The sequence below is a fragment of the Kribbella steppae genome (genome assembly GCF_004342025.1).
GTDB lineage: Bacteria > Actinomycetota > Actinomycetes > Propionibacteriales > Kribbellaceae > Kribbella > Kribbella steppae.
The window spans coordinates 199,267-225,661 of sequence record NZ_SLWN01000002.1; the positions used below are offsets into that span (position 1 = coordinate 199,267).

Below are 26,395 nucleotides of genomic sequence, written 5' to 3' on the forward strand. Positions count from 1 at the left end.
TATCAGCCTTTCAGTGCAGGGATTCGCTGGATCGGCCAGCAGATCTCGGTTCGCCAGGCGGCCGGGTCATCCACGTCGCCGGGACTGACGACGTACAGCTCCCGGATCGGTCCGGGGGCGACCTCGCAGTGTTCCGCGACGTGGCTGCCGAGGGCGCCGTAGCTGCGGTCGAAGTCGGTCAGTGCTCCGGTGTGTACGGCGATCGCGAAGTAGCCACCCGAGATGTCGACCAGCTCGACGCCGTCGGCCGGCTCCTGATCGGGCGCGACCGGCAGGAACGCGACCACCTCACCTGCGTCCTCGGTGAAGAAATCATCGCTGTACGTCGCTCCGGAGGTGGCGAAGATGCCATGCTCCGCACCCGCCGCCCCCAACCGCCGGAAGACGCGCTCGCACCAGGGCCCGATCGCCGCACGCTCGACTTGGTCGCGTACGCCGTACGCCCGGAACGCGGGGATGAAGCGATAGTCGACATCCAGCGCCGGATGCCCAGGAGTCAGCATCTCGCGCAGCGACGTGACCACGTCACGGGTGTGTGCGAGCTCCTGCTCCATCCGCTCGAGGTGCGCCCGCAGCGTCTCCTCGCGCCGGGAGTCGTCGGACGTCTCGACGAGCTCGCGGACCTCCGGCAGTGGCATCCGGAGCTCCCGGAGCCGCCGGATCAGCAGGGCAGTGTCGACCTGGCCGGTCCCGTACCGCCGGTACCCCGACGCCGGGTCGACCGAGGCCGGCGCGAGCAAGCCGATCTCGTGATAGTGGTGCAGTGTCTTCACGCTGAGATGTGTCAGGCGGGAGAACTCCCCCACCGTCACCAAAGCCGCCATGTGCCTAACCTTCCACCCTCCGGTAACCGGAGAGTCAAACCTGGCATGAAACGACCCGCGACGTCGCGCGTCGCGGGTCGGGTGGAAGGAAATAGGTGGGGTGAGCGGAACCCGCCGCCCACCCCACGTCAGGTCAGCCGCGGTAGCGGCCGATGACCTTGGTGTAGTCCCAGGGTTGCTGGGGTACGCCGCTGCAACTGTCGGCCGGCCCGCCGGTGCACGGGCGGTCCCGGTTGACCGACCAGAAGGTGAACCGGGCCAGGTGGTGCTCGGACGCGTAGGCCAGCATCGACTCGAAGTCGGACAGGTTGACCCGCTCACCGGCGACATCGGTCAGCCCGTTCATCGACGAGATGCCGATCTTCCGGTACGCCGCGTCGTCGCTCAGCCCGTAGGCGTCACGCACCCGGTTCTTCAGCCCGTCGGCCGCCTGCCGGGTCAGCGCACCCATGTTGGTCGACCCACCACCGAAGTCGAACGGCATGATCACCCAGCCGTCCAGGTTCAGCCCGGAGGCCGCACCGCGCCGGATCAGGTCCTGCCCGTTGCCGTCCGGCCCGGAGGTCGTCGTACCGAAGGTCAGGTACGTCGCGATCCCCGGGTTGTTCTGCTCGACGATCTTCAGCGCGTCGATCACCCGCTGCCGAACCGTCGCGTTGCTGAACTCGGTCGCCTCGATGTCCACGTCGAACGCCTTCAGCGACAGCGCGTTGATGACCTTCTGGTACGCCGCCGCCAGCTCACCCGCACTACTGCAGCTCTCACCGAGTTTGTTCCCGGACCAGCCGCCGACCGAGACCACGATGTCGCCGCCGTTCGACCGGATCGCGTTGATCGCCTGCTGGTCGACGCCACCGGTCAACGGACGCTGACCGTCCCACATCGGGTTGCAGTACCCGTTGGACAGGATGAACGCCATCGTGAACCACTTCACCCCGGTCGCGTTCATCACCGTCGCCGGGTTCGGCGGGCTGCCCCAGCCTTGGTACAGGTACGGCGCTGCCGCCATCGGAGCGCCACCGGTCGGCGGCGGACCGTCGTCGGCAGCAGGGACGTTCCACTTCTGGTTCGCCGCACCGGTGCACGACCACAACTGCAACGGCGTGGAGTTCGCCGAGTTGTTGCCGGTGACATCGAGACACTTGTTCGCCTGCGGGTTCACCAGGTCGCGGCCGGACGTGTAGGTCCACTGCTGAGCCGCGCTCCCGTTACACGTCCACAGCTGAACCCGTGCGCCGTTGGCGGTCGAACCACCACTGACGTCCAAACACTTGCCCAGGGCACGAAGCGTCCCATCGGTCGACCGGCTCCACGATTGCGCGGCCGATCCGTTGCAGTCATACAGCTGTACGACGGTGCCGTCCGCACTGTTGGCGCCGGCAACATCCGCGCACTTCCCGGCCAGCCCGGTGATCGTCCCGGTCGCCGCCTGAGCCGGTGCTGCCGTGACAAGCAGCCCTGCGCCGAGCATCACCGCCGCGGCCACCGCCGCTACCCGGCGCATCAGACTGTCCACTTCTGGTTCGCCGCGCCCGTGCAGGTCCAGATCTGCAGCGGTGTCGCGTTCGCGGAATTGTTGCCGGTGACATCAAGACACTTGTTCGCCTGTGGATTCACCAGGTCACGCCCTGACGTATAGGTCCACTGTTGTGCGGCACTCCCATTGCACGAATACAGCTGGACGCGAGCACCATCGGCGACCGATCCGGCGTTCACATCAAGGCACTTACCCAAGGCCCGGATCGTCCCGTCACCAGGCCGGGTCCACTGCTGTGCCGCCGACCCGTTGCAGTCATACAGCTGTACGCCGGTCCCATCGGCACTGTTGGCCCCGGCAACGTCGATGCACTTCCCGGCCAGCCCGGTGATCGCCGTACCGGTGCCGCCACCGCCCTGCGAACCCGACCAGGTGAAGGTCGCCGAGGTCTTGGTCGGCAGGGTGTAGATGAACGACTGCGATCCCCAGTTCACCCGCACCGACTGCGAGCTGCCGGTCGTGTTGAACGCGATCAGCGCCTTCGATCCGTCCGGGTTCTTCCATGCCACGTTCTTCACCGAGTTGTTCGCGGACGAGTCGATCCGGACCGCACCCGGCTTCACGAACTTGGTCAGGTGACCCATCGTGTAGTACTCGACCGTCTTGTCCACCTGGCCCGCGCTGCTGCCACCACGCTGCACCGTCACCAGACCCGTGCACACGTTGCAGCCGGCGCCGACGTACGGCAGGTGGTTCTGGTCGAGCGCGAGGCTCCACTTCACCCAGGACTTGCTCCAGTTGCGGGTGTAGTCGATGAGGTTGTTCATGTCCTCGACCTGCTGGTTCGCGATCCAGGTGCCGCCGGAGTGCTCGGTCATGTAGTGGTTCACCGCCGGGTACTGGTTGTGCACCTGGGTCTGCAGGTTCACGTCACCGCCGTACCCGTGCCAGGCGATCCCGCCGAACAGCGGGTCGTTCCGCAGTGCGGCGTCCGCCAGCGGCACCGAGCCAAGGTCGTTGTAGTTGCCCCAGTTGTAGTCCAGGATCATCACCTTCGTGGTGATACCGGCCGCCCGGAACGCGGGGATCAGGTGGTTCTTGGTGAACTCGAGCAGACCCGAGCCGTTCCAGTTCATCGACGCGTAGCCGGTGTCGTCGGTCCCGCAACAGGTCGGCTCGTTCTGCACCGACACGTAGTCGATGTGGTTGCCCTGGGCCTCGTTCTGCTGGACGTACTTGACGAAGTACTGGGCGTACATCGGGTAGTACTCCCACTTCAGCCAGCCGCGGTTGGTGAACTTGTTGTTGTCCTTCATCCAGGCCGGCGAGCTCCACGGCGCGCCCTTCACCTTCAGCGCCGGGTTCAGCTGCTTCGCCTGCTTTGTCAGCGGTACGACGTCCGCCAGGTCATGGCCGATGCTGAAGTCGCTCAGATCGCAGCACGTGTCGTCGTAGGAGTAGTTGAACCGGGCCAGGTCGGAGGCGCCCATCGGGTTGCGCGTGAAGGCCAGCCCGATCCCGTTGACCGGGTCGAACAGGTCCCTCATCACCTGGTCGCGGGTGGCGGCCGTGATCGTGTTGCTGCTGTTCAGCAGCCAGGCGGCGCTGTCGGTGAACGACGCGCCACCGCCTTCGAACGACTGGTACGTCGTGTTCTCGTTGACCGTGACGGTCTGGTTCGCCGTACCTCCGGCCGGGCCGAAGTTGACCGGCGTCTGCTGCTGCAGACCGCGGGTGACGTTGCGGCCGGCGGCGTCGTTCGTGGTGGTCAGCCAGATGTTGACCTGCTCACCGGCGGCCTGGGCGGATGGTGCGGTACCGAATCCGAGTCCGGTGGCGGCGACACAGACAGCGGCCACCGCGGCCGGCAGGAGGCGTCGTCGCCAGGGGCGGGCGCGACGAAGGGTCCCGTTCGCGGGCATGGGCGGATCTCCCTTGTGTGGAAGGGTTTTCAGACAACAGGGAGTTGTCGGCGTCTGCCCGCGCCGCAACAGGTGGTCAGCACGAGGTAACCATCCGTATATCACCGTGTCAACGCCGGACCCGTACTTTTTTCACGTCTTTTATTTAGTCCCGACCTTGACGTGGGAGCGTTCTCACACGAAGATCCGGCCAGGGTATGCCTCCTCATCCCTGCAGTCGCGAGCAGGTGCTCGGTGCGGTAGCTCGGTGTGCTGGAGCGAAGGTCTCGATGTGGTTTCCATCGTGGCCTTTGCTCCAGTGCAGCGAGGTGCCGTGCCGAGTGCCGCGCAGCACGCAGGGGATGAGGGGACATGCCCTCGCCCTGTCTCCCGACCGCCCCCGCGAGAAATGAGGCATCCATGAAGCATTCCCGGATCACGGCGCTCGTCGCGATCAGCGCCGCACTCCTCGGCACGGCCCTCCTGCAGTCCCCCGCCAACGCCCGCCCGGAAACCGCTGCCGCCCCGACGGCGACGATCTGGGAGGACAACTTCGACGGCCCGGCCGGTCAGGCGCCGGACCAGTCCAAGTGGAGATACGACATCGGCGGCTCCGGCTGGGGCAACAACGAGCGCCAGTACTACACCAACAGCACCAACAACTCCGCTCTCGACGGCAACGGCAACCTGGTGATCACCGCGCGCCGCGAGAGCGGCGGCCACCAATGCCACTACGGCACCTGCGAGTACACGTCGGCCCGGTTGCTCACCGCGCAGACCTTCACCCAGACGTACGGCCGGTTCGAGGCCCGGATCAAGATCCCCAGGACACAAGGGATCTGGCCGGCGTTCTGGATGCTCGGCGGCGGCAACTGGCCGAACGACGGCGAGATCGACATCATGGAGAACATCGGCCGCGAGCCCGCGACCGTGCACGGCACGATCCACGGACCGGGGTACTCCGGTGCCGGTGGCATCGGTGCGGCCTACAACCATCCGAACGGATGGGCGTTCGCCGACGACTTCCACACCTTCCGGGTCGACTGGGAGGCGAACGCGATCACCTGGTACGTCGACGGGGTCCAGTACCAGCGCCGGACACCGGCCGACCTCGGCGGCAACACCTGGGTCTTCAACCACCCGTTCTTCATGATCATGAACGTCGCGGTCGGCGGCAACTGGCCGGGCTACCCCGACGGTACGACGGTCCTGCCGCAGACGATGACGATCGACTACGTCCGTGTGTCCACCCTGGGCAGCAGCTCAGGCGGTACGCCGATCACCGGGCTGGCCGGCAAGTGCATCGACGTCGCCGCCGCGAACACCGCGGACGGGACACCGGTCCAGCTCTACGACTGCAACGGCACCAACGCCCAGCAGTGGACCCGGCCGGGTGACGGCACGATCCGGGCCCTGGGCAAGTGTCTCGACGTGAACGCGGGATCCGTTGCCGACGGCGCCAAAGTCCAGCTCTGGACCTGCAACGGATCTGCTGCCCAGCAATGGGTTTACAGCTCCGGCCGGGACCTGGTGAACCCACAGGCCAACAAGTGCCTCGATGTCACCGGCAACAACTCGGCCAACGCAACCCCACTCCAAACCTGGACCTGCACCGGAGCAGCCAACCAGAAGTGGACCGTCTGACCCAGCCTTCCGGAGGATTGGTGCCACCCGGTGGCACCAATCCTCCGGAAAGCGGCTATCGCGACGGCACAGCGCCGCCATCGCGGAGTAATCGCAGTACCGGCAGGGTCGCGGCGCCCAGTGCGACCGCGTCCCTGCCGAGCTCGCACAGCTCGATCGAGACCTGCGCATACGGCTGACGCAACGCGTGCTCGCCGACAGCCTCGCGCAACCGCGGCAGGTACCGCTCCCCCAGCAGCAGCCCGGCCCACCCGCCGAGCACGATCCGCTCGGGGTTGACCAAGTTCACCAGATTCGCGACTCCCGCGGCCAGATACCCGATCGTGTCGTCCACGATCGTTGCCGCGACTTCCGACGTACCGGCGGCGTCGAGCAACTCGACGAAGGCGACCTCCTCGTCAGTAGTCTCCACAACTCCGCCGGCCTCCCGGTATCGTTCGAGCACCGCCTCGGCGCCGACGTATGCCTCCAGGCATCCGAGCGCTCCACACCGGCACCGACGACCGCCGTACGCGATCGTCATATGGCCCCATTCGCCCGCACTGCTGCGAGTTCCGCGATAACTGGAGCCATCGGCAACCAATGCCGCGCCCACACCGGAGCCGATCAGGGCAACCACCGCATCCGTCGCGCCGCGGCCGGCGCCGAACCACATCTCCGCCTGCCCCAGCATGTTCGCGCCGTTGTCCACCTGGATCGGAATATCGGTGCCGTCGGCAAGCATCTGCCGCAGCGGTACGGCGTCCCACCCGAGCGTCTGCGCGTCGACGACGGCGTTCCCCTCGACCACACCGGCGACCGCGACACCGAGGCCGAGGATCAACTCGGAGCGCACGCCGGACGAGGCGATCACCACCGCAAGCCCTTCCAGCACATGCTTCACGACGACCGAGGGCGACGGCGTGTCGATCGGATAGTCCGCCTGAGCGAGCACCTTCATCGCCAGGTCGAACAACTCGACCCGCACCCGTGTCTCGCCGACCTCTGCGCCGACGACGTACCGGAACGTCGGTGAGACCCGCAGCAGGATGCGCGGCCGGCCGCCCTCGGAGTCGACCGATCCGGCCTCTTCGACGACGCCTTCGGCGATCAGCTCGCTGACCAGGTTGCTCACGCTCGCGGCACTCAGCGAGGTCCGGTGACCCAGTTCGTACCGGCTGAGCGGACCGTCCCGGTAGATGGTGGTCAGCAGCGCCGACCGGTTGGACCGCCGCATGTCGCGCACAGTGGTCCGCCGAACGTCCATGCCGTCTACCCCTACCTGGTCCGGCCTCAGGCAGGCCGCTCCCGCAGAGTTCATCACGCCGTACCGCCGCCCGGAAGACTGACCTTCCTCCAGGTCGTGAACTAAGCAGTGATTCGTTACCGTCCCGTGATTGACGGTGACCGACGCACTCGGCTTCACTTTACGGAACCGCTTCCGAAACCGGTTCCGGCCTCAGGTCACGCAGCCCCACCCGCCCGAGGGGAGCAAGCAGTGTCGATCACCATCGCCGATGTCGCGGCGCGTGCCGGTGTCAGCAAGACGACCGTCTCGCGCGTCCTCAACGGCAAGGGCGAGCTCGACCTGCGGACCGCCGAGCGGGTTCGTCAGGTGATCGCCGAGCTCGGCTACGTGCCGAGCGCTCGTGCGGTCGGCCTGGCCCGTGGCCGGACCCGGATCGTCGGCATGCTGGTCCCGTCGCTCACCTGGCCCTGGATGGGCGAGGTGCTGCAGGGCGCCGTCGACGTGGTCGAGAGTGAGGGTTACGGACTGCTGCTCTTCACCTTCAACCGGGGTGAGGAGTCGATGCACCAGTTCGCGTCCCAGGTCTCGGCCCAGTCGTTCGACGGCCTGCTGGTGATCGAGCCCGAGGGCACCCTGACCTACATCGAGCAACTGCATGCGCGCGGCCTGCCGGTGGTCCTGATCGACGACCGCGCCAAGCGCCCTCAGTTCCCGTCCGTCGCCACCACCAACCTGGCCGGCGGTGAGTCCGCCGCCCGGCACCTGCTGGAGCTCGGCCGCCACCGGCCGCTGGTGATCACCGGCGTCGAGCGGTTCGGCTGTACCCACGAACGCCTGGACGGCTTCCGCGACACCTATGCCGAAGCCGGCATCGAGCTCGATCCGAAGCTCGTGTTCGAAGGCGATTTCACCCACGACAGCGGGCGCCGCGGCGTGCAGTACGCGCTCGACCAGCGGCTTGAGTTCGACGCGATCTTCGCCCACAACGACCTGTCCGCCGGCGGTGCCATCCAGGCCGTCCGGGAGTCCGGGCGGAACGTACCGAACGACGTCTCGGTGGTCGGGTTCGACGACATCCCGTACGCCGAGCACACCGAGCCGCCGCTGACCACGGTGCATCAGCCGATGCGCCAGATGGGTCAGGCGGCGGCCCGGATGCTGATGGGGTACTTCGGCGGCACCCCGCTGCCCGAGGACCCCCAAGTGCTGCCGACGACGCTGATCGTCCGCAGCTCAACCGCCCCGAAGGCCGCCACGAGGACCAAACCCGCCCCGAGAACCCGGTCCCACTGAGACTCCGGCGGCGGGGCAGCTGCCCCTGTCCCGCCGCCGGTGAACCCCTCGATATCGATCCGTTAAGGCGTCCGCTCTTCCCATGAGAGCGCTTTCACGCCACGATGCAACTCGCTCGCGCGGCTCAGGCGCGAGCATCCGCCAAAAGAACACAGGAGGAACCGATGCGAGCACGACGCACTGTCGCGCTGGCCCTCACGGGCCTGCTCGCGGCAGCCACCCTGGCTGCCTGTAGTAGCGGGGACGGGAACACCACGAACAGCGGATCCAACAGCGCCGCGACGGTGCTGAACGTCGGGATGCCGAACGGCCCGCAGACCGAGAACCACAACCCGTTCCTCGGCTCCTCCTCGGGTGCCTCGCTGGGGTACCGGTGGATGATCTTCGAGCCGCTGGTGATGATCAACGGCATCAAGCCGACCGAGGCCGGCAAGCCGTGGCTGGCCACCGAGTGGAAGTGGGCCGACAACTTCACCAAGCTGTCGCTGACCATCCGCGACGGCGTCAAGTTCTCCGACGGCAAGCCGATGACGGCCGAGGACGTCGCCTACTCGTTCCAGCTGCGCAAGGACAACGAGGGGCTGAACCAGGACGCCATCCCGTACGGCACCATCGCGGCGTCGGGTAACAAGGTCGACCTGACCTTCACCCGGTCCCAGTTCGTCAACCAGAACAAGATCCTGACCGTGTTCGTCGTACCGAAGCACCAGTGGTCGACGCTGAAGGACCCGAGCCAGGACACGCTGAAGAGCCCGATCGGCACCGGGCCGTACACGGTGAAGTCGTTCACCCCGCAGACGACGACGCTGGTCGTGCGGGACGCGTACTGGCAGGACCTGCCGAAGGTGAAGGAGCTGCGGTACACGTCGTACAACGACAACAACGCGCAGACCACCGCGCTGGCCAACGGCGCGTCGGAGTGGAGCTTCGTCTTCGTCCCGAACGTGAAGGCCGTCTACCAGGACAAGGACCCGGAGCACCACAAACTGTGGTTCCCGGCGAACCTCGGCATCCACGGTCTGTGGATCAACACCACCCGCAAGCCGTTCGACAACCCGGCGCTGCGGCGGGCGATGGACAAGGTGATCAACCGCGACGACATCTTCATGCAGGGTGAGGCCGGCTACTTCTACCCGAAGGTCGAGTCCGTCACCGGTATCCCGACCCCGGCCGGTGAGTCGTTCATCGCGCCGGACTTCAAGGATAAGAAGCACTCGGTCGACGTCGACGCCGCGAAGAAGGAGCTGACCGACGCCGGCTTCAAGCTCGAGGGCGACGTACTGAAGGACCCGACCGGCAAGCCGGTGACCATCACGCTGACCGACCCGGCCGGCTGGTCGGACTACATCACCGACCTGGAGATCATCAAGGACAACCTGTCCACGATCGGGATCAAGGCGACCGTCGACAAGGCCAACCAGGACGCCTGGTTCAAGGCCTTCGACGAGGGCAACTTCGACGCCGGGATGCACTGGACCAACGGCGGCGCGACGCCGTACGACATCTACCAGAACATCATGGACGGCAAGATCCTGAAGCCGGTCGGCAAGGGTGGCGTGAGCGGCAACTACGGCCGGTTCAACAGCCCGGAGGCGACCAAGGCGCTGGACGAGTACGCCAACGCGACCGATGACGCGACGCGGACCGCGGCGCTGAACACGCTGCAGAAGATCATGGTCGAGCAGATGCCGGTGGTGCCCACCTCGGCCTCCAACGTCGGCGGTCTCTACAGCACCAAGAACTGGGAGGGCTGGCCGGACGAGCAGAACCAGTACGCGCCTGCTCAGCCGACCCAGCAGAACGCGCTGCAGATCGTCCTGAACCTGAAGCCCGCCGGCGCCCAGTGAGGCCGGACCGCGGCGCCGGACTCTCCTGTCTGGCGCCGCGGTACCACGATCTCAGCCACCACAGCCGGCGAGCGCAGCGAGCCGTGATTGGAGCTCCATGACGGTGACCGACACCGAGGTGGTTCTCGAGGCCGAGGGCCTCACCAAGCATTTCCCGGTCCGGCGGGGAGTCCGCGACCTGCTCACCAAGGACCGCAAGGTCGTGCACGCGGTGGACGACATCCGGATCACGTTGCGCCGGGGCCGCGTCACCGCCCTTGTCGGCGAATCCGGCTCGGGCAAGTCGACCGTCGCCCGGCTGCTCGCCCAGCTCTACGGCCGTACGTCGGGTGACATCCGGCTGCACGGCGAGTCCGTCACCGTGAAGGGCGGCCGCAGGTTCCGGGCGTACTGCCGCCGGGTGCAGATGATCTTCCAGGACCCGTTCGCGTCGCTGAACCCGACGCACACCGTCCGGTACCACCTGACCCGCGCGCTGAAGATCCACGGCCGGGCCGGCAACGGTCCGGCCGAGCTCGAGGAGAACCTCCGCGACCTGCTGCTCCGGGTGCAGCTCACTCCCCCGGAGCGCTACCTGGACAAGTTCCCGCACGAACTCTCCGGCGGTCAGCGTCAGCGGGTGTCGATCGCCCGCGCGCTCGGCGCCGACCCGGAGGCGCTGCTGGCCGACGAGCCCGTGTCGATGCTGGATGTGTCGATCCGGCTCGGCGTACTGAACCTGCTGCGGGATCTGAAGGAACGGCTCAACCTCGCCATCCTCTACATCACCCACGACATCGCGTCGGCCCGCTACTTCGCCGACGAGACCCTCGTCATGTACGCCGGCCGGATGGTCGAAGGCGGGGACTCGGAGACGGTCACGCAGAACCCGGCCCACCCGTACACCCGGCTGCTGATCGAGAGTGCCCCCGATCCGGACCGGCTCGACCGGGTCGGCGACGCGCGCGAGGTCCCGGAGGACGAGGGACGCGGCGAACCGCCGAGCCTGATCGCCCCGCCGACCGGCTGCCGGTTCCACCCGCGCTGCGTCCACGCCATGCCGAAGTGCTCGACCGACCTTCCACCGCGCTTCGACCTGCCCACCAATCACGGTCACTGGGCGGCGTGCTGGCTGTACGAGGAAGGAGCGGCCAAGTGAAGTTCCTCCTGCAGCGCATCGCGTTCTACCTGTTCACCGCGTGGGCCGCACTCACCATCAACTTCTTCATCCCGCGAATGATCCCCGGCGACCCGGTCACCTCGCTGATCAACAAGTTCCAGGGCCAGATGAGCACCGAGGCGATCAACTCGCTCTACGTGCTGTTCGGCCTGGACAAGGATGCCGGCCTCTGGAGCCAGTACGTCGACTACTGGGGCCAGGTGTTCCGCGGTGACCTCGGCTTGTCGTTCACCTTCTTCCCCACGCCGGTCTCGGAGATCCTGAGCCAGAGTCTGCCGTGGACGATCGCGCTGGTCGGCATCACCACTTTCGCCAGTTTCATGATCGGTACGTCGCTCGGCGTCGTGGCCGGCTGGCGCCGCGGCTCCTGGCTGGACGGACTGTTGCCGGTGACAACATTCCTGTCCTCGATCCCGTACTTCTGGCTCGGCCTGCTGGCGATCACGCTGCTGGCCGGCCCGGACAGCATCTTCCCGTCGTCCGGCGGCTACGAGCCCGGCCTGGTGCCGTCGTGGAACGCCGAGTTCATCCGTAGCGCGATCCAGCACAGCCTGCTGCCGGCCCTCACGATCCTGATCTCGTCGGTCAGCGGCTGGATCCTGAGCATGCGGAACATGATGGTGACGGTCGCCTCGGAGGACTACATCACCGTTGCCCACGCCAAGGGTCTGCCCGAGCGCCGGGTGATGGTCAGCTACGCGGCCCGCAACGCGCTGCTGCCGAACGTCTCCGGCTTCGCGTTGTCGCTCGGCTTCATCGTCGGTGGCACGCTGCTGGTGGAGATCGTCTTCTCCTACCCGGGGATCGGCTACAACCTCTTCCAGGCGGTCGGGGCCAAGGACTACCCGCTGATGCAGGGCATCTTCCTGGTCATCACGCTGTCGGTCCTGGTCGCCAACCTGATGGCCGACATCGCCTACCTGCTGCTCGATCCGCGCACCCGGAAGGAGGGCTGATGTCCGCACCAGCCAGCACCATCACCGCGGTCACTCCGGGAGGTCCCGAGGTCGCGATAGCTCCGGCGAAACGCCGCCGGTTGCGGTTCGTCGCGAACCCGAAGGCCGCGACCGGCCTGATCGTGCTCGCGTTCTTCTGCCTGATCGCGATCATCGGCCCGTGGATCGCGCCGTACGACCCGTCCGCCCGCAGCAGTGACCTGATCCAGCCGCCGTCCGGCAAGCACTGGTTCGGCACGACGCACCTCGGGCAGGACATCTTCAGCCAGGTCCTCGTGGGCACGCGCGGCGTGATGTTCGTCGGTCTGCTGGCCGGCATCGTCGCGACCGCGTTGTCCGTCCTGATCGGGGTCAGCGCCGGCTTCCTCGGCGGCGCCGCGGACGAGAGCCTGTCGGCCTTGTCCAACGTCTTCCTGGTGATCCCGGCGCTGCCGCTGATCATCATCGTTGCCTCGACCATCCCTTCGGCCGGTGATCTCATGGTTGCCTTGGTCATCGGTTTGACCTCGTGGGCCTGGGGTGCGCGCGTGCTGAGGGCACAGACTTTGTCATTGCGCCGCCGCGACTATGTCGAGGCCGCGCGGGCGACCGGCGAGAGCACCTGGCGGATCATCACCGCCGAGATCATGCCGAACCTGACCGCGATTATCGCCTCCGGTTTCGTCGGCACGGTGATCTTCGCGGTGATGTCTGAGATCACCCTGGCCTTCATCGGTATCTCCACCATCTCCGAGTGGAACTGGGGCACGATCCTGTTCTGGGCGCAGAGCCAGCAGGCCCTGGCCCAGGGGGCCTGGTGGTGGTTCGTCCCGGCCGGTCTGGCGATCGCGATCCTCGGTACGGCGCTGTCGCTGATCAACTTCGGCATCGACGAGTTCGTCAGCCCGCGGTTGCGCAGCAGCGGCCACACCCGGGTGAAGACGAAAGACGGCCAATCGGTCCGGATGCGGGTCGGCTTCACGCCGGTCCTCGGGTCCAAGGAGCTGCGCGCGACTCCCGTCGTACGGCGTAAGAAGGAGGCCGCATGACTGTGCACATTGCCTCGCTACCGCTCGGCGGGTCATTGGGCTGGAACTCCCGGCCTTCCCTCGTCGCTCCAGTCGCTTCGCTCCCTCCGCTCCTCAGTCCAGGCCGGGAGGCCCAATGACCAGGCCGGTGCTGGAGATCAAGGACTTCTGCGTCGACTACGGTCTCGGCGACGAGGCGGTGCAGGCGGTTCGCGATGTCACGCTGACGCTGCATCGCGGTGAGGTGCTCGGGCTGGCCGGCGAGAGCGGTAGCGGCAAGTCGACCCTCGCGTACGGCGTCACGCGACTGCTCCCACCGCCCGGTGTGATCAGCGGCGGCTCGGTCGTCTACCACCCGCCGAGCGGTGATGCGTACGACGTGATGGCCCTGACCGACCCCGAGTTGCGGGCGTTCCGCTGGGCCGAGACGTCGATCGTGTTCCAGGGCGCGATGAACTCGCTGAACCCGGTGCACAAGGTCTCGACCCAGATGCTCGACGTGATCAGGGCGCACGAGCCGCAACTCTCGTCGCAGGCACGGACCGCGCGGGCCCAGGAGATGCTCAAGCTGGTCGGGATCTCGGCCGACCGGATGGACGCCTACCCGCATCAGCTGTCCGGCGGGATGCGGCAGCGAGTCATGATCGGGATGGCACTCGTCCTCGAACCGCAGATCGTCATCATGGACGAGCCGACCACCGCGCTCGACGTGGTGATGCAACGCCAGATCCTCGCCCAGCTGGTCGAACTGCGCGAGCGGCTCGGGTTCTCGGTTCTCTTCATCACTCACGACCTGTCGCTGCTGGTCGAGTTCTCCGACCGGATCGCGATCATGTACGGCGGCCGGATCGTGGAGGAGGCGCGATCGGCAGACCTGTACAAGGACTCGCTGCATCCGTACAGCGAGGGGTTGCTGAAGTCCTTTCCCGCGCTGCGCGGACCGCGGCGAGAGCTGTCCGGGATCCCCGGATCGCCACCCGACCTGCGCGGGATGCCGTCAGGCTGTTCGTTCCATCCGCGCTGCCCGCACGCGTTCGACCGCTGCTCGGCGGAGATCCCGCTGCTCGGCATCCCGTCGGCGCGTAACGATCCCAGCCGTTCCGTCGCCTGTTGGCTGCCCGGCCGCGTGCCGGTCGGCTGACCCTTACCTCTTACCTCTGAAGGGCGATTATGAGCACAACTTCTGTCTCGGGGGACGCCGAACTGATCGCGGGCTTGCCGGCCGGATTCCGGTGGGGTGTCGCGACGTCGGCGTACCAGATCGAGGGCGCGGTCGCTGTCGACGGCCGGACGCCGTCGATCTGGGACACCTACTGCCGGGTGCCCGGTGCGATCGACAACGGCGACACCGGTGACATCGCCTGCGACCACTACCACCGGATGCCTGCCGATGTTGCCTTGATCAAGGATCTCGGGCTGGACACGTACCGGTTCTCGGTCGCGTGGCCGCGGGTGCAGCCGCGCGGGAAGGGGCCGGTGAACCCGGCCGGGATCGCGTTTTACGACCGGCTGGTCGACGAGCTGCTTGTCCACGGCATCGACCCGTGGGTGACGCTGTACCACTGGGATCTGCCCCAGGAGCTGGAGGACACAGGCGGCTGGCCGGTGCGCGACACGGCGTACCGGTTCGCTGATTACTCGATGCTCGTCTTCGACGCGTTGAGCGATCGCGTCGACACCTGGACCACGCTGAACGAGCCGTGGTGCTCGGCCATGCTCGGCTACGCGTACGGCGCTCATGCTCCGGGCCGGCGTGAGTACCCGGCGGCGCTGGCGGCTGTGCATCACCTGCTGCTCGGGCACGGGCTTGCCACGGTCCGGATGCGCGAGGCGGCTCCACGCAAGGTGGACATCGGCATCACGCTCAACGTCGCAACGGCGTACCCGGCAAGTTCCTCGGAGCCTGACGTCGAGGCGGCCCGGCATGCGGACGGCATGGGCCGGCGGATCTATCTCGACCCGCTCGTGCACGGTCACTATCCCGCCGACGTGGTCGCCGACCTCGCCGCCGAGGGAGTCGAGCTGCCCGTCGAGGACGGTGACCTCGAGCTGATCTCCGCGCCGATCGACGTACTCGGGGTGAACTACTACTTCAGCCAGAAGTTCACCGGATACGCCGAGGACGGCCGGACCGTGGACGACGCCGGCCAGCCGATCAGCCGGACGATCCCGTTGGACAAGCCGCGCACCGCGATGGACTGGGAGATCGTCCCCGAAGGTTTCACCGACCTCCTGGTGAGCATCGCCCGCGACTACCCAGGTCTGCCGATGGTGATCACCGAGAACGGCTCTGCCTTCGAAGACCACGCCGACGCTTCCGGCTTCGTCGCCGACACCGACCGCACCGCCTACTTCACCTCCCACCTGGCAGCCGTCGCCGAGGCAATCCGCCAAGGCGCCGACATCCGCGGCTACCTGGCCTGGTCCCTGATGGACAACTTCGAATGGGCCTACGGCTACGCCAAACGCTTTGGCATCATCCGGGTCGACTACGAAACCCAAGCCCGCACCCCCAAGCAAAGCGCCCTGTACCTGAAGGACCTCGCCCAGAGGCACCGCGGGCAGTAGACCCGAACCCCCAGGCCATCACATCCGGCGCATCCGTCCATCGCCCAGCGGCGCAACTCCCGCGACGGACAGATGTAATGGCCTGGCGGTCCGGGCCTGCCCACATCCTCCTCGACAACTCCACCCACAGCCGGGCCTCGCCAACTTCGACGAAGCCCTGACCGACCTGTTCACAGTGTCAGGATGAGCACTGTCCCGACGCCGAGGGCGCAGGCGATCGAGATGTTCCGGGTGCGATAGGCCACGAGGCCGATCGCGACTCCAGCTCCCAGCAGTACGACGGCATCGACCGGCTCGGCGTCACGAACCAGCGCGATGAGCTCGACGGCCACGATGGCCGCGAGCACTGCCGGCGCGAGGTACTCGAGGTCGTTCTGCAGCCGGGCCGGCAGGCGCTCCGCCGGTAGCAGGGTGATGAACGCGATCCGGAACACCCAGCTGACCGCTCCGAGCACCAGCATCGACACCAGCGCGATCATCGCCGTGCCGCCGATCCGGCCATCAGGCCCGCGATCGCTCCACCCACGATGCCGAGCTCCGGTCGAACGAGACCGACCACAGCGGCCACGAGTCCCCCGGCGACCGCGGCCGCGACGGCCGGACGATTCGTCAGCCGTGGCGCGAGCATGCCCACGAACATGGCGGTGCCGACGAAGACAAGGTGCGGCAGGTCCGGTAGAGCAGGACCGGCGACCATGCCAGCGGCGACCGACGTCGACCAGACCACGAGGACGAAGAACCCGAGGCAGCCCCAGTACCGCCGGAACGTTCGTGGGTCGAGATCCGGCCGGGCGTTCGACAGCAGGTACGTCTGGTCGATGAGGAAGTGCGGCGCCAGCCAGCGGAACCACGCCGGCTGACCGCTGAACCGCGGCGCCAAGGACGCGCTGTACAAGAGCAGGCGCGAGTTCACGATGGCGGCCGACGCGACAACGACGGCGAGCCCCGCGCCCTGATCGACCAGCGTGACCGCGGTGAGTTGCGCACTACCGGCGTACACGACAGGCGCGCCGACCAGTCCGGGCAACGCGCCGAAGCCGAGCACGGACATCGTGACGCCGAGTGTCACGCCGAACGCGACCAAACCGAGCGCGATCGAGACGGTGTCGCGCCGCGCGAGTACAGCCGGCGGCGCCGCTTTGTCGAGTACAGACGTCATGACCCCAACGGTCGGTCCGCTTTCGCCCACGGGCTTGGCGGCCGGGCGGTGGAAATGTGGAGGAATCGTGGAGACCGGTCCTCCAACCAGCCTCCACCTCGCCGCCAAGGTTCACGCGGCGAGCCGTCGCAGAGTCGTCCCATCGACGACTTGAGTTTGGGGGCGGATCATGTACGACGTTGTCGTGGTCGGGGCGCGGTGTGCCGGGGCCGCCACCGCGATGTTGCTGGCGAGGATGGGCCACGACGTCGTGATGGTGGACAAGGCGCGACTGCCGAGCGACACCCTGTCGACGCACGGGCTCGTTCGCGGCGGTGTGGTCCAGCTGTCCCGCTGGGGGCTGCTCGATCGCGTCCTCGCGAGCGGCGCGCCGGCGGTCACGCAGGTGATGTTTGACCGCGAAGGCGAGACGAAGGTACGGCGGATCAAGCCGCGTGCCGGCGTGGACATGCTGGTCGCGCCACGTCGCCAGGTGCTCGACAGCCTGCTCGCCGATGCCGCGGTGGAGTCGGGTGCGGAGCTCCGGACCGGCGTGACCGCGACCGATCTGCTGCGATCGGACAACGGACGGGTCGTCGGCGTCATCGGCCGTTCCGCGAGCGGCGTCGTCGAGCTCCCCGCCCGCATCGTCGTCGGCGCGGACGGTCGCCGGTCGCGGATGGCCGAACACTTCGGCGCCGAGACGCTGGAGCAGTTCACCTCGCCGTGCGCGGCCTTCTACACCTATGTGACCGGTCTCGCCCCCGACACCTACGAGTTCCACCTCGCGCCGGATACGTTCGCCGGTGTCTTCCCGACGCATGGCGATCAGGCGTGTGTCTGGCTGATCCGGCCAACCTCGCTCCTGGAGCCGATCCGTACGGCGGGCGCCCGACGCACGGACGCATTCGTCGATCAGCTCGAACTGCTCGTGCCCAACCTCGGCCACCGAGTCCGGACCGACCGCATCACCGCACAGCTGCGCGGGGCCGCCGAGCTGCCGAACTTCCGTCGTCAGTCCCACGGCCCGGGGTGGGCGCTCGTCGGCGACGCCGGGCAGCACCGAGATCCGATCACCGGGCATGGCATCACCGATGCGTTCCGCGATGCGGAACTGCTGGCGACCGCGATCGACCACAGCCTCCGCGATCCGACGGTCGAGCCCGCCGCGATGTCGTCGTACCAGGAGATCCGGGACGCGATGGCGGGCGAGGTTTTCGACCTGACCTGCGCGTTGACCGGCTTCCCACCACCCGACCGCTTCGTCGAGCTGCAGATCCGGCTCGGCGAGGCACTCGAACAGGAGGCCGACCAGCTGGCCTCGTTTCCCGGCCGCGAGGCCATCAGCTCAGCCGCCTGATCTTGAAAGGAACCGCACCATGACCACCACCGCAACGCACAGCGGCCGCAACGGCGTCGACACCGCCACGCTCTTCGCCACGCTGGACGCCGTCAAGGCCCAGCCCGAGATCGCCCGCTTCCAGTTCCGCGCCACCAACCGGTGGATCAGCGGCACTCACAATCGCGGCACGATCAACGGGTTCTACGGCGCCGGGCAGGAACAGAGGCGTCCGGCGGACTTCGAGTTCGACGCCGACCACCCGCCGGTACTCGTCGGCAACGACAACGGCCCGACCCCGGCCGAGCACCTCCTGCACGCACTGGCCGCCTGCCTCACCAGCGGTCTGGCGAACATCGCCGCCGCCCGCGGCATCGACCTCGAGGAGGTCACCTCGACGGTCGAGGGCGACATCAACCTGCTCGGCATCCTTGGGCTGGACCCCGAGGTGCGCAACGGGTACGAGGCCATCCGCGTCGTGTTCCACGTCAAGGGCGATGCGGAAGCCGCGAAGCTGGCGGCACTGGTCGAGCAGTCGAGCAAGCGCTCGGCCGTGTACGACGTCATCACCCACGGCGTCCCGGTGTCGATCGACGTCGCGACCGCCTGATCACTGCCCACCGGCCGGCCCTTGCTCGGGCCGGCCGTCAGTGCGCGGCGACCGCCCGGAACACCGGTTCACCCCCGTCGACCTGCTCGATCACGACACCCGAACCGGCCAGCAAGTCACGCACGCCGGGAGTGATCCACAGCGATCCGGGTGCGGCCTGGTCGGCGAGTGCGATGGCGGCATGGACGCCGTACGCGTCGAGCTCGGTCTCGTCACGCGGGACCTCGGCGATCGCGACGCCGAGCTTGTCGTCGCCATGCAACTGCGCGAGTCCGGCCCGCACCGCAGTGGCGGGACCGTCGAAGAGCACCACCGTCCGGCCACCCGGGCCTGAGCATTGGCGCCCACCCGCCGCGGCCAGACTCGATGCCAGGTCACCCGCGCCCGGTCCGGCCGGCGCGGTCACGGCCGCCAATGCCAGTGGACGGGCCGCCTGACTCGGCAGCTCCCGCAAGAACCGCTCGATCGGGTCGAGGATCTGGTCCGGGTTCCCCGAGACGAAGTGATCGGCGCCCTCGAGCAGTTCCAGCCGCGCACCCGGAATGCGCTCGGCGATGAAGTGGGCTCCCCCGACATCGATGAGCCCGTCATCGACCCGATGGAGCACCAGCGTCGGGACCCGCACCGCGGGCAACGCGTCCCGCACGTCCACGAGCGAGTTCATCACCAGCAGCGCCCGCACGGTGGAAGGTGTCGCGGACGCTCGCATGCGCTGTGCCCACCACCGCTGCATCGGTACGTCGGCCGACGGGCAGCGCAACCGCATGTCCTCCTCCCAGTCCCACCGGTTCACCAGCCGATCGGTGTAGTCCTTCCAGACTTCCTGGGTCTGCGCCCATGGATAGTCCTTCGACCAGACCCGCTTGGCGTAACTGCCGTACAGGACCAGCCCCGCGACCCGCTCGGGATGTGTGGCCGCACAGAGGATCGCCATCGGCCCACCCTCGGAGTACCCGACGAGGACCGCCCGGCGCGATCCGACCGCGTCCATGACGGCGAGCACGTCATGCATCCGCGTCTCGAGATCCGGCAGACCGGACGGGCGGTCCGACATCCCGGTACCACGTTTGTCGAACCGGATGAGCCGGCCGTACGACCCGAGCCGGTGCAGGAAGTGGGCGTGCCGGGGATCGGCCCAGTCCAGCTCCAGGTGCGACACGAACCCGGAGATCAGCACGATGTCGAGCTCACCGCCGCCGGTCACCTGATACGCGATATGGAGACCGTCGCTGACGGTGTAGCGGATCGGCTCGGGCGCCCGCAGCTCGGACCGCGCCTCGACCGGCGCCACGAAACGATAGCCCCGGCCGTGCAGCGTCCGGATCATCCGCTGACTGTGGCCGTCGTCCCCGAGCGCTCGTCGTACCTGCTTGATCCGGCTCGTCACCGCCGTCTCGCTGACGAACCGCCCGCCCCAGACCCCGTCCATCAGTTCCTCTTTCGCAACCACCCGGTCACGGTGCGAAACGAGATAGGCCAGAACATCGAACGCTTGCGGCTCCAACGGCACCGGCACCCCCGCCCGGCGAACCTCGAACAACACCGGGTCGAACTCCAGATCCCCATCGAACGCGAGCACCACAGCACGACCATGACACCGGAGCGCCCGTCAGACCAGACAGTCGTCGACTGTTTCGTCCGACGGGCGCGCGCCGGACGCTTAGCCCTTCTGGGTCACCCGCGTCAGAGGTGCCGGGGTCAGGGTCTTGTGGGTCCTGAGGTAGGCGGCGAAGGTCTCGTGGTCGGTGTTGTTGCGGACGGGGTTGGTGTAGCTCTTGAAGGCGGAGTAACCGTCCGCACCGATCACGGTGTAGGCCAGCGCGGCGATCCGGTAGGTCTTGGCCGGGTCCAGTGCCGCGCCGTCGATCTTCACGTCGGCCGGGTCAACCTTCTGACCAACCGGCTTGGCGGCGTCGAAGGAGTAGGCGACATTGCCCGACACCGCCAGCGGGGCGAACTTCACCGTGCCGTCGGCCTGCGTCTGCCACTGCTGCTCGAGTACGGCGTCCAACTGCGCACCGGTGAGGCTGACAGTCAGCACCGGGTTGCCGTAGCCGTACGCATCCCACGACTCACCAAGCAGCACCCGGCCGTCCGCGTCACCCGGCTTGTTGCTGTTGGCAACCAGGAGGTCACCACGCAACGCCGTCGACCCGGTCGCCGGCTTGGCGGCGATGATGCCGAGGTCGGCGGGCCCGTTCTGGCGAGCGGTCCACAGGTGTACGTCGGCCGCGAGATCGGCCAAGGTGCTTTCTCCTACGGCGTTCGCCGTACGAGTGAAGTCGCCGGTGATGGTCGCGACGGGCTCGGCGTACTTGCGTTCGCCGGCGGTGGTCCAGTAGTCGACGATGCTCTGGATCTTCGGATCGGGTGTGACGTCGCGGGTGACCGCGTGGTTGGTCGACGTGGTCTGATCCCGCAAGACCTCACCGGTCCGGGGGTCGAGCTGGACGTTGATCTCGTTGATCAGGCGGCCGTGGTTCGCCGCCTCGACGACCGGGCGCGGGTTGCCGGCCGGGTCCGGGATGCTGCAGTTGAAGGCTGCGTGCCAGTGACCGGTGACGATCGCGTCGATCTGCGGAGTCACCTGACGGGCCAGGTCGATCGCCGGACCGCTCGGGTTGACGCAGTTGTCGTACGTCGCCGAGCCGTCCGTACCGCCGTCGTGCATGTTGAGCACGATCGCCTTCACGCCACGCCTGGTCAGCTCGGCCGCGGCGGCGTTGGCCGATGCGACCGGGTCGAGCGCCTTGAGGTCGGGCTGGAACGAGGTGGAGCCGACGGGAGTGTCAGGGACGGTCAGACCGATGAAGCCGATCGGGTACGCGCGGCCATTGTCCTGGACCCAGCGGATCGTGTACGGCGCCACGATCGTGCGGCCCTTGGAGTCGACGATGTTGGCCGACTGGAAGGTGAAGTCGGCACCGTGGAAGCGGCGGCCGGTCGAGTCGGTGAAGCAGCTGTCCACACCGATCGTGCCGAAGCACGTGCCGCGGGCCATGTGGTCGACCAGGAAGCTCTTCGACACGTCCAGCTCGTGGTTGCCGACGCTGGAGAACTCGACGCCGAGCGCGTTCATCACCTCGATCGTCGGCTCGTCCGCGTGGGCGTCGACCTCGAACGGCCAGCCGGAGAAGCTGTCGCCGTCGGCGAAGAAGATCGAGTTCTGCTTCCCGGCCCGGATGGTGTTCAGATGCGTGGCCAGGTACGCCGCTCCGCCGACGACCTGAGCTTTGCCGTCAGGACCGGTGATGGTGCCGCCGTCCGCGGTGGACGGCGGGCGCAGATAACCGTGGAAATCGGTCATCGAGACCAGTTGCACCGGTACGGAGGTGGCAGCGGGATCCGGTACCGATGTGGTAACGGCCTCGGCGGCGGAGGCCGGCGCCGCGGGGGCCAGGCCGGCGGTCAGGATCGCCGCAAGAGCGGTAGCGATCGCGCGGGAGGGGCGGTCTCTGCGCACAATTGTCTCCTCAACTGTCTGTGCAAGCACTTTCCGACAGAATGAGACTGCCTTACGATGAACGCGAAGTCACCACCAAACGGCGAGTCGTCGAATCCGGAAAGAATCTGACCGCCCCGGTCCTGAGACACCCCGCTGACGCCGCGCCCGGCATCTGATCAAATACCAACGTGGTGGCCGGTGGTCCCGCGAAGCCTCCGGCCACCACCCCGCCCGACTGGAGCCTGATGAACCTTCCAGTGATCCCCGCACCCGCGACCGCGACCGCTCATGACGGGACATTGATCGTCGGGGCCGCTCTCGGAGTCGTCGTACAGTCGGCGGATCTCGCCGAGGTCGCCGCGCGATTCGTCGAGGACATCCAAGTCGACGCCGGTATCGCACTCTCGCCCGAGTCGGCCGGTATCACCTTGCTGATCGACGGCGACGGCATCGATGACATCGCACCCGCGGCAGGTCTTCGCGCCGACGGTCAGGCGATCACCGACGCGGACGAACGGTACGGACTCGAGATCACCGGCGAGGGCGTACGCGTCTGGGGCCGGACCGCGGAGGCGGTGCACCGCGGGCTCACCACGCTCCGCCAACTCATCACGACCCACGCCCAGGACGGCACCGCGGCGTTGCCGACCACCCGCATCGTCGACGGGCCTCGATTCGCGTGGCGCGGGCTGTCGCTCGACGTCGTCCGCACCTTCCACGCTCCGGACGTCGTACGGCGGGTGATCGACATGTGCTCGCTGTACAAGCTCAACGTGCTGCACCTCCACCTCACCGACGACCAGGGGTGGCGGATCGAGGTGCCGTCGCGGCCGGCGCTCACCGAGGTCGGCGCCACCGGCGCGGTTGGCGACCGTCCGGGCGGCTTCTACTCGCAGAGCGAGGTGGCCGCGCTCGTCGCGTACGCGGCGGAGCGCTTCGTGACGGTGGTGCCCGAGATCGACATGCCCGGCCATACGTCGGCGGTGTTCAGCGCGTACCCCGAGCTCGCGCCGGCGGAGATCCGCTCCATCGATCTCGGCAACGGGTCCAGCATCCAGCTCAGCACCCTTGACCCTGATCGGGACGAGACGTGGGCGTTCGTCGAGGACGTGCTGGATGCCGTGATCCCGCAGTTCCCGCAGAGCGCGTACGTGCACATCGGTGCGGACGAGACATGGGGTATGTCCGACGAGGCGCACGCATCCTTCGTCGAGCAGGCCGCCGCGCTCGTCCGGGCCCGCGGGAAGCGGGTGGTCGGCTGGCAGGAGGTCGCCCGAGCCGCGATCAGCTCCGATGACGTAGTGCAGTACTGGATGGATGTCGCCGAGGCCGAGTCGGCGGACAGCGACAAGGCTGCCTCGATGCTGCCGCCGGACCTGCTGCCGATCCTCGTCGAGGGTCTGCGGAAGGCGAAGCACGACGCCCCGAAGGCACTCGCCCAGGGCGCTCGACTGCTCGTCTCGCCGACCACCTGGCTGTACTTCGACCGTCCGCACGCCGACGCGTCGTCCGATCCGGGGCAGGAGGAGGCACGGAAGCGGGTCGGCCTGCCGTTCTACCCGGCGGCGTCGATTCGCGACGGCGTCGAGTGGGACCCGGTCGAGAACACGCCGGGAGTGCAGACAGAGGATCAGCTCGCCGGCGTCGAAGCAGCTGTCTGGTGCGAAACCATCGCGACGTCCGACGAGCTCGAGTTCACGCTGCTCCCCCGTCTCGCCGGCGCCGCGGAGAAGGCCTGGACCCGCCAGACCTCCACCGACTGGTCCGATTACGCCACCCGCCTGGGCCGCCAGTCTCTGACCTGGAAGCACCGCGGCTGGACCTGGTTCCAGTCGGTGGAGATCAACTGGGCGCCTTAACAGGTCGCGGTCGGCGCGGCCCAGTCGGCCCGGTCGTTGTACCCGCCGTCGCCCGCATCGCCGACGAAGAGGTCGAGGACGCGTACGCCGGTGAGGTCGACGTCGACCGGCTTCGGGTGGTCCCGATCGACAACGCCGCTGTCATACAGAACCTTGCCGTCACCAATCACCTGGAACGTCGCGGTACCGCCTTCCGGCCCGACGTTCCGTACCGCGTCGTCGATGCCGACAGTCGCGGTCAGCCGCGTGCAGGCCTTGCCCAGGTAGTAGCGGACAGTCGACGGCGAAGCGACACCGATACCAGTCGGGTACGTCGTCCCGGCCAGGCTGATCGGGGATCCGCCACCGACGCTCTCGTCCACGGTCGGCGACATCCAGCCGCTGGTCGCGGTGATCCAGTCGTGGTGGGACAGAGCGACCGTTCCGTCCGGCGGCTCCGGTGCGACCACGACAGGTGACACGGTCGTCTGCCGCTGGACGCCGTACCCGATGGTCTCGTACGACGTCGATGCGGTGAGGCTCGCGGATCCGGGGGCGGCGCCGGCGGGGAGCTTCACGGTGAATGTGAAGGTCGCCTGCTCGCCGCCGGGGAGGTACTCCGGTGCCGTGGTCAACGACTTCACGGTCCACCCGCTGCCACCAGCAACCTTCACCGCCGGCTTGAAGACCGGCAGCAGGCCATCGTTGCGGACAGCAACCTGAACGGTCAGTTCGTCGCCACCGGCAACCACCGGTGCGACACCCTCGGGCTGCGCGTCCGTGCCGACCTTGGTCACCTGCGGAATCCCCGCAGTCACATGCGGGATGCCGGGTACGCCGCGAGCCGGCTGGACGCGGAAGAGCGCCGTACCGTGGGCCGGGACCGCCGCGCTGATCGTGCCGGCGCTCTCGGTGACGGCGTTCGTCCAGGCGTTCTTCAGCGTGAACCGCGCACCCGACAGACCGACCGCGGCAGCCGTCGTGGTCACGGTCTTCGCGCTGTCACCACGGTTCAGCAGGACGACTGCGCGCCCGCCGTCCGCGAGTCGCTTCACCCACGTCTCCGTCGTACCGGCCGCGCCGACACGAACGGCCTGGACCGCGGCCCGGTCCTGGTTGATCGCGATCACATCCGGATCGGTCAGGGTGGCAATCGAGGTCGTGCTCAGCTTGCGGACATCGCTACCGATGACGAGCGGCGCCGCGGCCACGGCCCACAGCGTGAACTGACTGCGGAACTCCTCGTCCGACATACCGAGCTCAGGACCGAGGTAGTCGGGGTCGCTGAACGCACCCGGCTTCACGACCTCGGGGTGACGCGCGTTGGCGTCGTAGTTGCGCAGTACGTCCTTGAACTTGATGTCACCGAGGAACCCGACGTCGGTGTACGTCCGCCACGATTGCGCGATCCCGGGAGCGTACGACCACGAGTTGATCGACTGCTGGGACTCCGGGTAGTTGCCCCAGTCCGGCGAGGTGACCGGGTTGCAGAGGTTGAAGATCATCGGCCGGTGGCTCGCGTTGTTCCGCAGGGCCTGGGCGAACTCGGTGAACACGGTCTTCGGATCGAGGTCCGCCGCGATGCCGCAGAGGTAGTCGACCTTGACCGCGTCGAAGCCCCAGGCCGCGAACTGGTCCGCGTCACGCTGGTAGTAGCCGCCGCTGCCGAGCCCGCACTTGCCGGGGATGTACGGACCGGCGTCGGTGTAGATGCCGGCTTTCAGCCCCTTGCTGTGGATGTAGTCGACGAGCGGCTTCAGCCCGTTCGGGAACTTCGCCGCGTTCGGCTGCAGGTCACCGGCCGCACTCCGCGGTACGTCGGCCTGCCAGCCACCGTCGAGCCAGACGATGTCGTAGCCGGCTTTCGCCAGCCCGCGGCTCACCAACGAGTCGGCGACCGACTTGATCGTGTCCTCGGTGAAGTCGCCGGCGAGACCGTAGTACGTGTTCCAGCCCATGTACGGCGTCGGGCTCACTACGTCGGTCTGTTGCGTTGTACTCGTTGTCGTCGCGGTGGCCGACGTCGTACTGGTGACGAGTGCGGCGGTCACCAGGACGGCCGCGATCACCCGACCGAGAAGTCGCTTCATCTGTTGTCCTTTGCTGCCGTTGAGCGGAACG

The 26,395-nt window shown here is 67.7% G+C and carries 20 protein-coding genes; 11 read left to right on the forward strand and 9 right to left on the reverse strand.

The window, feature by feature from the left end; translation table 11 throughout:
• Nucleotides 1-2: 2 nt before the first annotated feature.
• From EV652_RS05790 to EV652_RS05800, 3 genes are all read right to left on the reverse strand, one after another.
• On the reverse strand, nucleotides 3-824 hold the full coding sequence (locus EV652_RS05790) for a MerR family transcriptional regulator (RefSeq protein ID WP_132207949.1): 822 nt from the start codon (nucleotides 822-824) through the stop codon (nucleotides 3-5).
• A gap of 133 nt (nucleotides 825-957) precedes the next feature.
• Nucleotides 958-2,328, reverse strand: a complete 1,371-nt coding sequence (locus tag EV652_RS45100; RefSeq protein ID WP_132207950.1) for a chitinase — start codon at nucleotides 2,326-2,328, stop codon at nucleotides 958-960.
• Nucleotides 2,328-4,223: a ricin-type beta-trefoil lectin domain protein gene (locus tag EV652_RS05800; protein ID WP_132207951.1), complete on the reverse strand. Its 1,896-nt coding sequence runs from the start codon at nucleotides 4,221-4,223 to the stop codon at nucleotides 2,328-2,330. Before EV652_RS05800 ends, EV652_RS45100 begins: the two co-directional genes overlap by 1 nt.
• A 399-nt stretch (nucleotides 4,224-4,622) precedes the next feature.
• On the opposite strand from EV652_RS05800, the gene EV652_RS05805 reads away from it, so the two are divergent.
• Nucleotides 4,623-5,846, forward strand: a complete 1,224-nt coding sequence (locus tag EV652_RS05805) for a glycoside hydrolase family 16 protein (protein WP_132207952.1) — start codon at nucleotides 4,623-4,625, stop codon at nucleotides 5,844-5,846.
• Nucleotides 5,847-5,901: 55 nt separating this feature from the next.
• Here EV652_RS05805 and EV652_RS05810 read toward each other — a convergent pair whose 3' ends face one another.
• Nucleotides 5,902-7,092 carry an ROK family protein gene (locus tag EV652_RS05810; RefSeq protein WP_132207953.1) on the reverse strand — a complete coding sequence of 397 codons (1,191 nt, stop codon included), beginning with the start codon at nucleotides 7,090-7,092 and terminating at the stop codon, nucleotides 5,902-5,904.
• A gap of 231 nt (nucleotides 7,093-7,323) precedes the next feature.
• Here EV652_RS05810 and EV652_RS05815 point away from each other — a divergent pair, with 231 nt between their 5' ends.
• The 7 genes from EV652_RS05815 to EV652_RS05845 all read left to right on the forward strand — a co-directional run bounded on the left by EV652_RS05815 (nucleotide 7,324) and on the right by EV652_RS05845 (nucleotide 15,904).
• Nucleotides 7,324-8,367 carry a LacI family DNA-binding transcriptional regulator gene (locus EV652_RS05815; protein WP_132207954.1) on the forward strand — a complete coding sequence of 348 codons (1,044 nt, stop codon included), beginning with the start codon at nucleotides 7,324-7,326 and terminating at the stop codon, nucleotides 8,365-8,367.
• 164 nt (nucleotides 8,368-8,531) lie between these two features.
• A complete protein-coding gene (locus EV652_RS05820) occupies nucleotides 8,532-10,214 on the forward strand; it encodes an ABC transporter substrate-binding protein (RefSeq protein WP_132207955.1) in 1,683 nt (560 codons plus the stop codon).
• 97 nt (nucleotides 10,215-10,311) lie between these two features.
• The gene (locus EV652_RS05825) at nucleotides 10,312-11,352 is read left to right on the forward strand and encodes an ABC transporter ATP-binding protein (RefSeq protein WP_132207956.1); all 1,041 of its coding nucleotides are present in this window, start codon (nucleotides 10,312-10,314) and stop codon (nucleotides 11,350-11,352) included.
• On the forward strand, nucleotides 11,349-12,329 hold the full coding sequence (locus EV652_RS05830) for an ABC transporter permease (RefSeq protein WP_132207957.1): 981 nt from the start codon (nucleotides 11,349-11,351) through the stop codon (nucleotides 12,327-12,329). Before EV652_RS05825 ends, EV652_RS05830 begins: the two co-directional genes overlap by 4 nt.
• Nucleotides 12,329-13,357: an ABC transporter permease gene (locus EV652_RS05835; protein ID WP_132207958.1), complete on the forward strand. Its 1,029-nt coding sequence runs from the start codon at nucleotides 12,329-12,331 to the stop codon at nucleotides 13,355-13,357. Before EV652_RS05830 ends, EV652_RS05835 begins: the two co-directional genes overlap by 1 nt.
• A gap of 115 nt (nucleotides 13,358-13,472) precedes the next feature.
• Entirely contained in the window at nucleotides 13,473-14,477 is a 1,005-nt protein-coding gene (locus EV652_RS05840; protein ID WP_132207959.1) for an ABC transporter ATP-binding protein, read from the forward strand.
• A gap of 29 nt (nucleotides 14,478-14,506) precedes the next feature.
• Nucleotides 14,507-15,904 (forward strand): GH1 family beta-glucosidase, encoded by a 1,398-nt coding sequence (locus EV652_RS05845; protein ID WP_132207960.1) that lies wholly within the window; start codon nucleotides 14,507-14,509, stop codon nucleotides 15,902-15,904.
• Between the two features lie 170 nt (nucleotides 15,905-16,074).
• On the opposite strand, the gene EV652_RS05850 is transcribed toward EV652_RS05845, so the two are convergent.
• Nucleotides 16,075-16,365: an AzlD domain-containing protein gene (locus EV652_RS05850; RefSeq protein ID WP_242001642.1), complete on the reverse strand. Its 291-nt coding sequence runs from the start codon at nucleotides 16,363-16,365 to the stop codon at nucleotides 16,075-16,077.
• Nucleotides 16,366-16,379: 14 nt separating this feature from the next.
• On the reverse strand, nucleotides 16,380-17,063 hold the full coding sequence (locus EV652_RS05855) for an AzlC family ABC transporter permease (RefSeq protein WP_132207962.1): 684 nt from the start codon (nucleotides 17,061-17,063) through the stop codon (nucleotides 16,380-16,382).
• Between the two features lie 169 nt (nucleotides 17,064-17,232).
• Here EV652_RS05855 and EV652_RS05860 point away from each other — a divergent pair, with 169 nt between their 5' ends.
• Complete coding sequence (locus EV652_RS05860) at nucleotides 17,233-18,402, forward strand: NAD(P)/FAD-dependent oxidoreductase (protein WP_132207963.1); 1,170 nt, start codon at nucleotides 17,233-17,235, stop codon at nucleotides 18,400-18,402.
• Between the two features lie 19 nt (nucleotides 18,403-18,421).
• A complete protein-coding gene (locus EV652_RS05865) occupies nucleotides 18,422-18,991 on the forward strand; it encodes an OsmC family protein (protein ID WP_132207964.1) in 570 nt (189 codons plus the stop codon).
• Between the two features lie 37 nt (nucleotides 18,992-19,028).
• Here the strand turns inward: EV652_RS05865 and EV652_RS05870 are convergent, their stop codons facing one another.
• Nucleotides 19,029-20,573, reverse strand: coding sequence for an alpha/beta hydrolase (locus tag EV652_RS05870; protein WP_132207965.1), 1,545 nt, complete (start codon nucleotides 20,571-20,573; stop codon nucleotides 19,029-19,031).
• A 78-nt stretch (nucleotides 20,574-20,651) separates the two neighbouring features.
• On the reverse strand, nucleotides 20,652-22,454 hold the full coding sequence (locus EV652_RS05875) for a bifunctional metallophosphatase/5'-nucleotidase (RefSeq protein ID WP_242001589.1): 1,803 nt from the start codon (nucleotides 22,452-22,454) through the stop codon (nucleotides 20,652-20,654).
• Nucleotides 22,455-22,681: 227 nt separating this feature from the next.
• Between EV652_RS05875 and EV652_RS05880 the strand changes: the two genes are divergently transcribed.
• A complete protein-coding gene (locus tag EV652_RS05880) occupies nucleotides 22,682-24,295 on the forward strand; it encodes a beta-N-acetylhexosaminidase (RefSeq protein ID WP_132207966.1) in 1,614 nt (537 codons plus the stop codon).
• Here EV652_RS05880 and EV652_RS05885 read toward each other — a convergent pair.
• Nucleotides 24,292-26,364 (reverse strand): NPCBM/NEW2 domain-containing protein, encoded by a 2,073-nt coding sequence (locus EV652_RS05885; protein ID WP_132207967.1) that lies wholly within the window; start codon nucleotides 26,362-26,364, stop codon nucleotides 24,292-24,294. The genes EV652_RS05880 and EV652_RS05885 overlap by 4 nt on opposite strands.
• Nucleotides 26,365-26,395 lie beyond the last annotated feature (31 nt).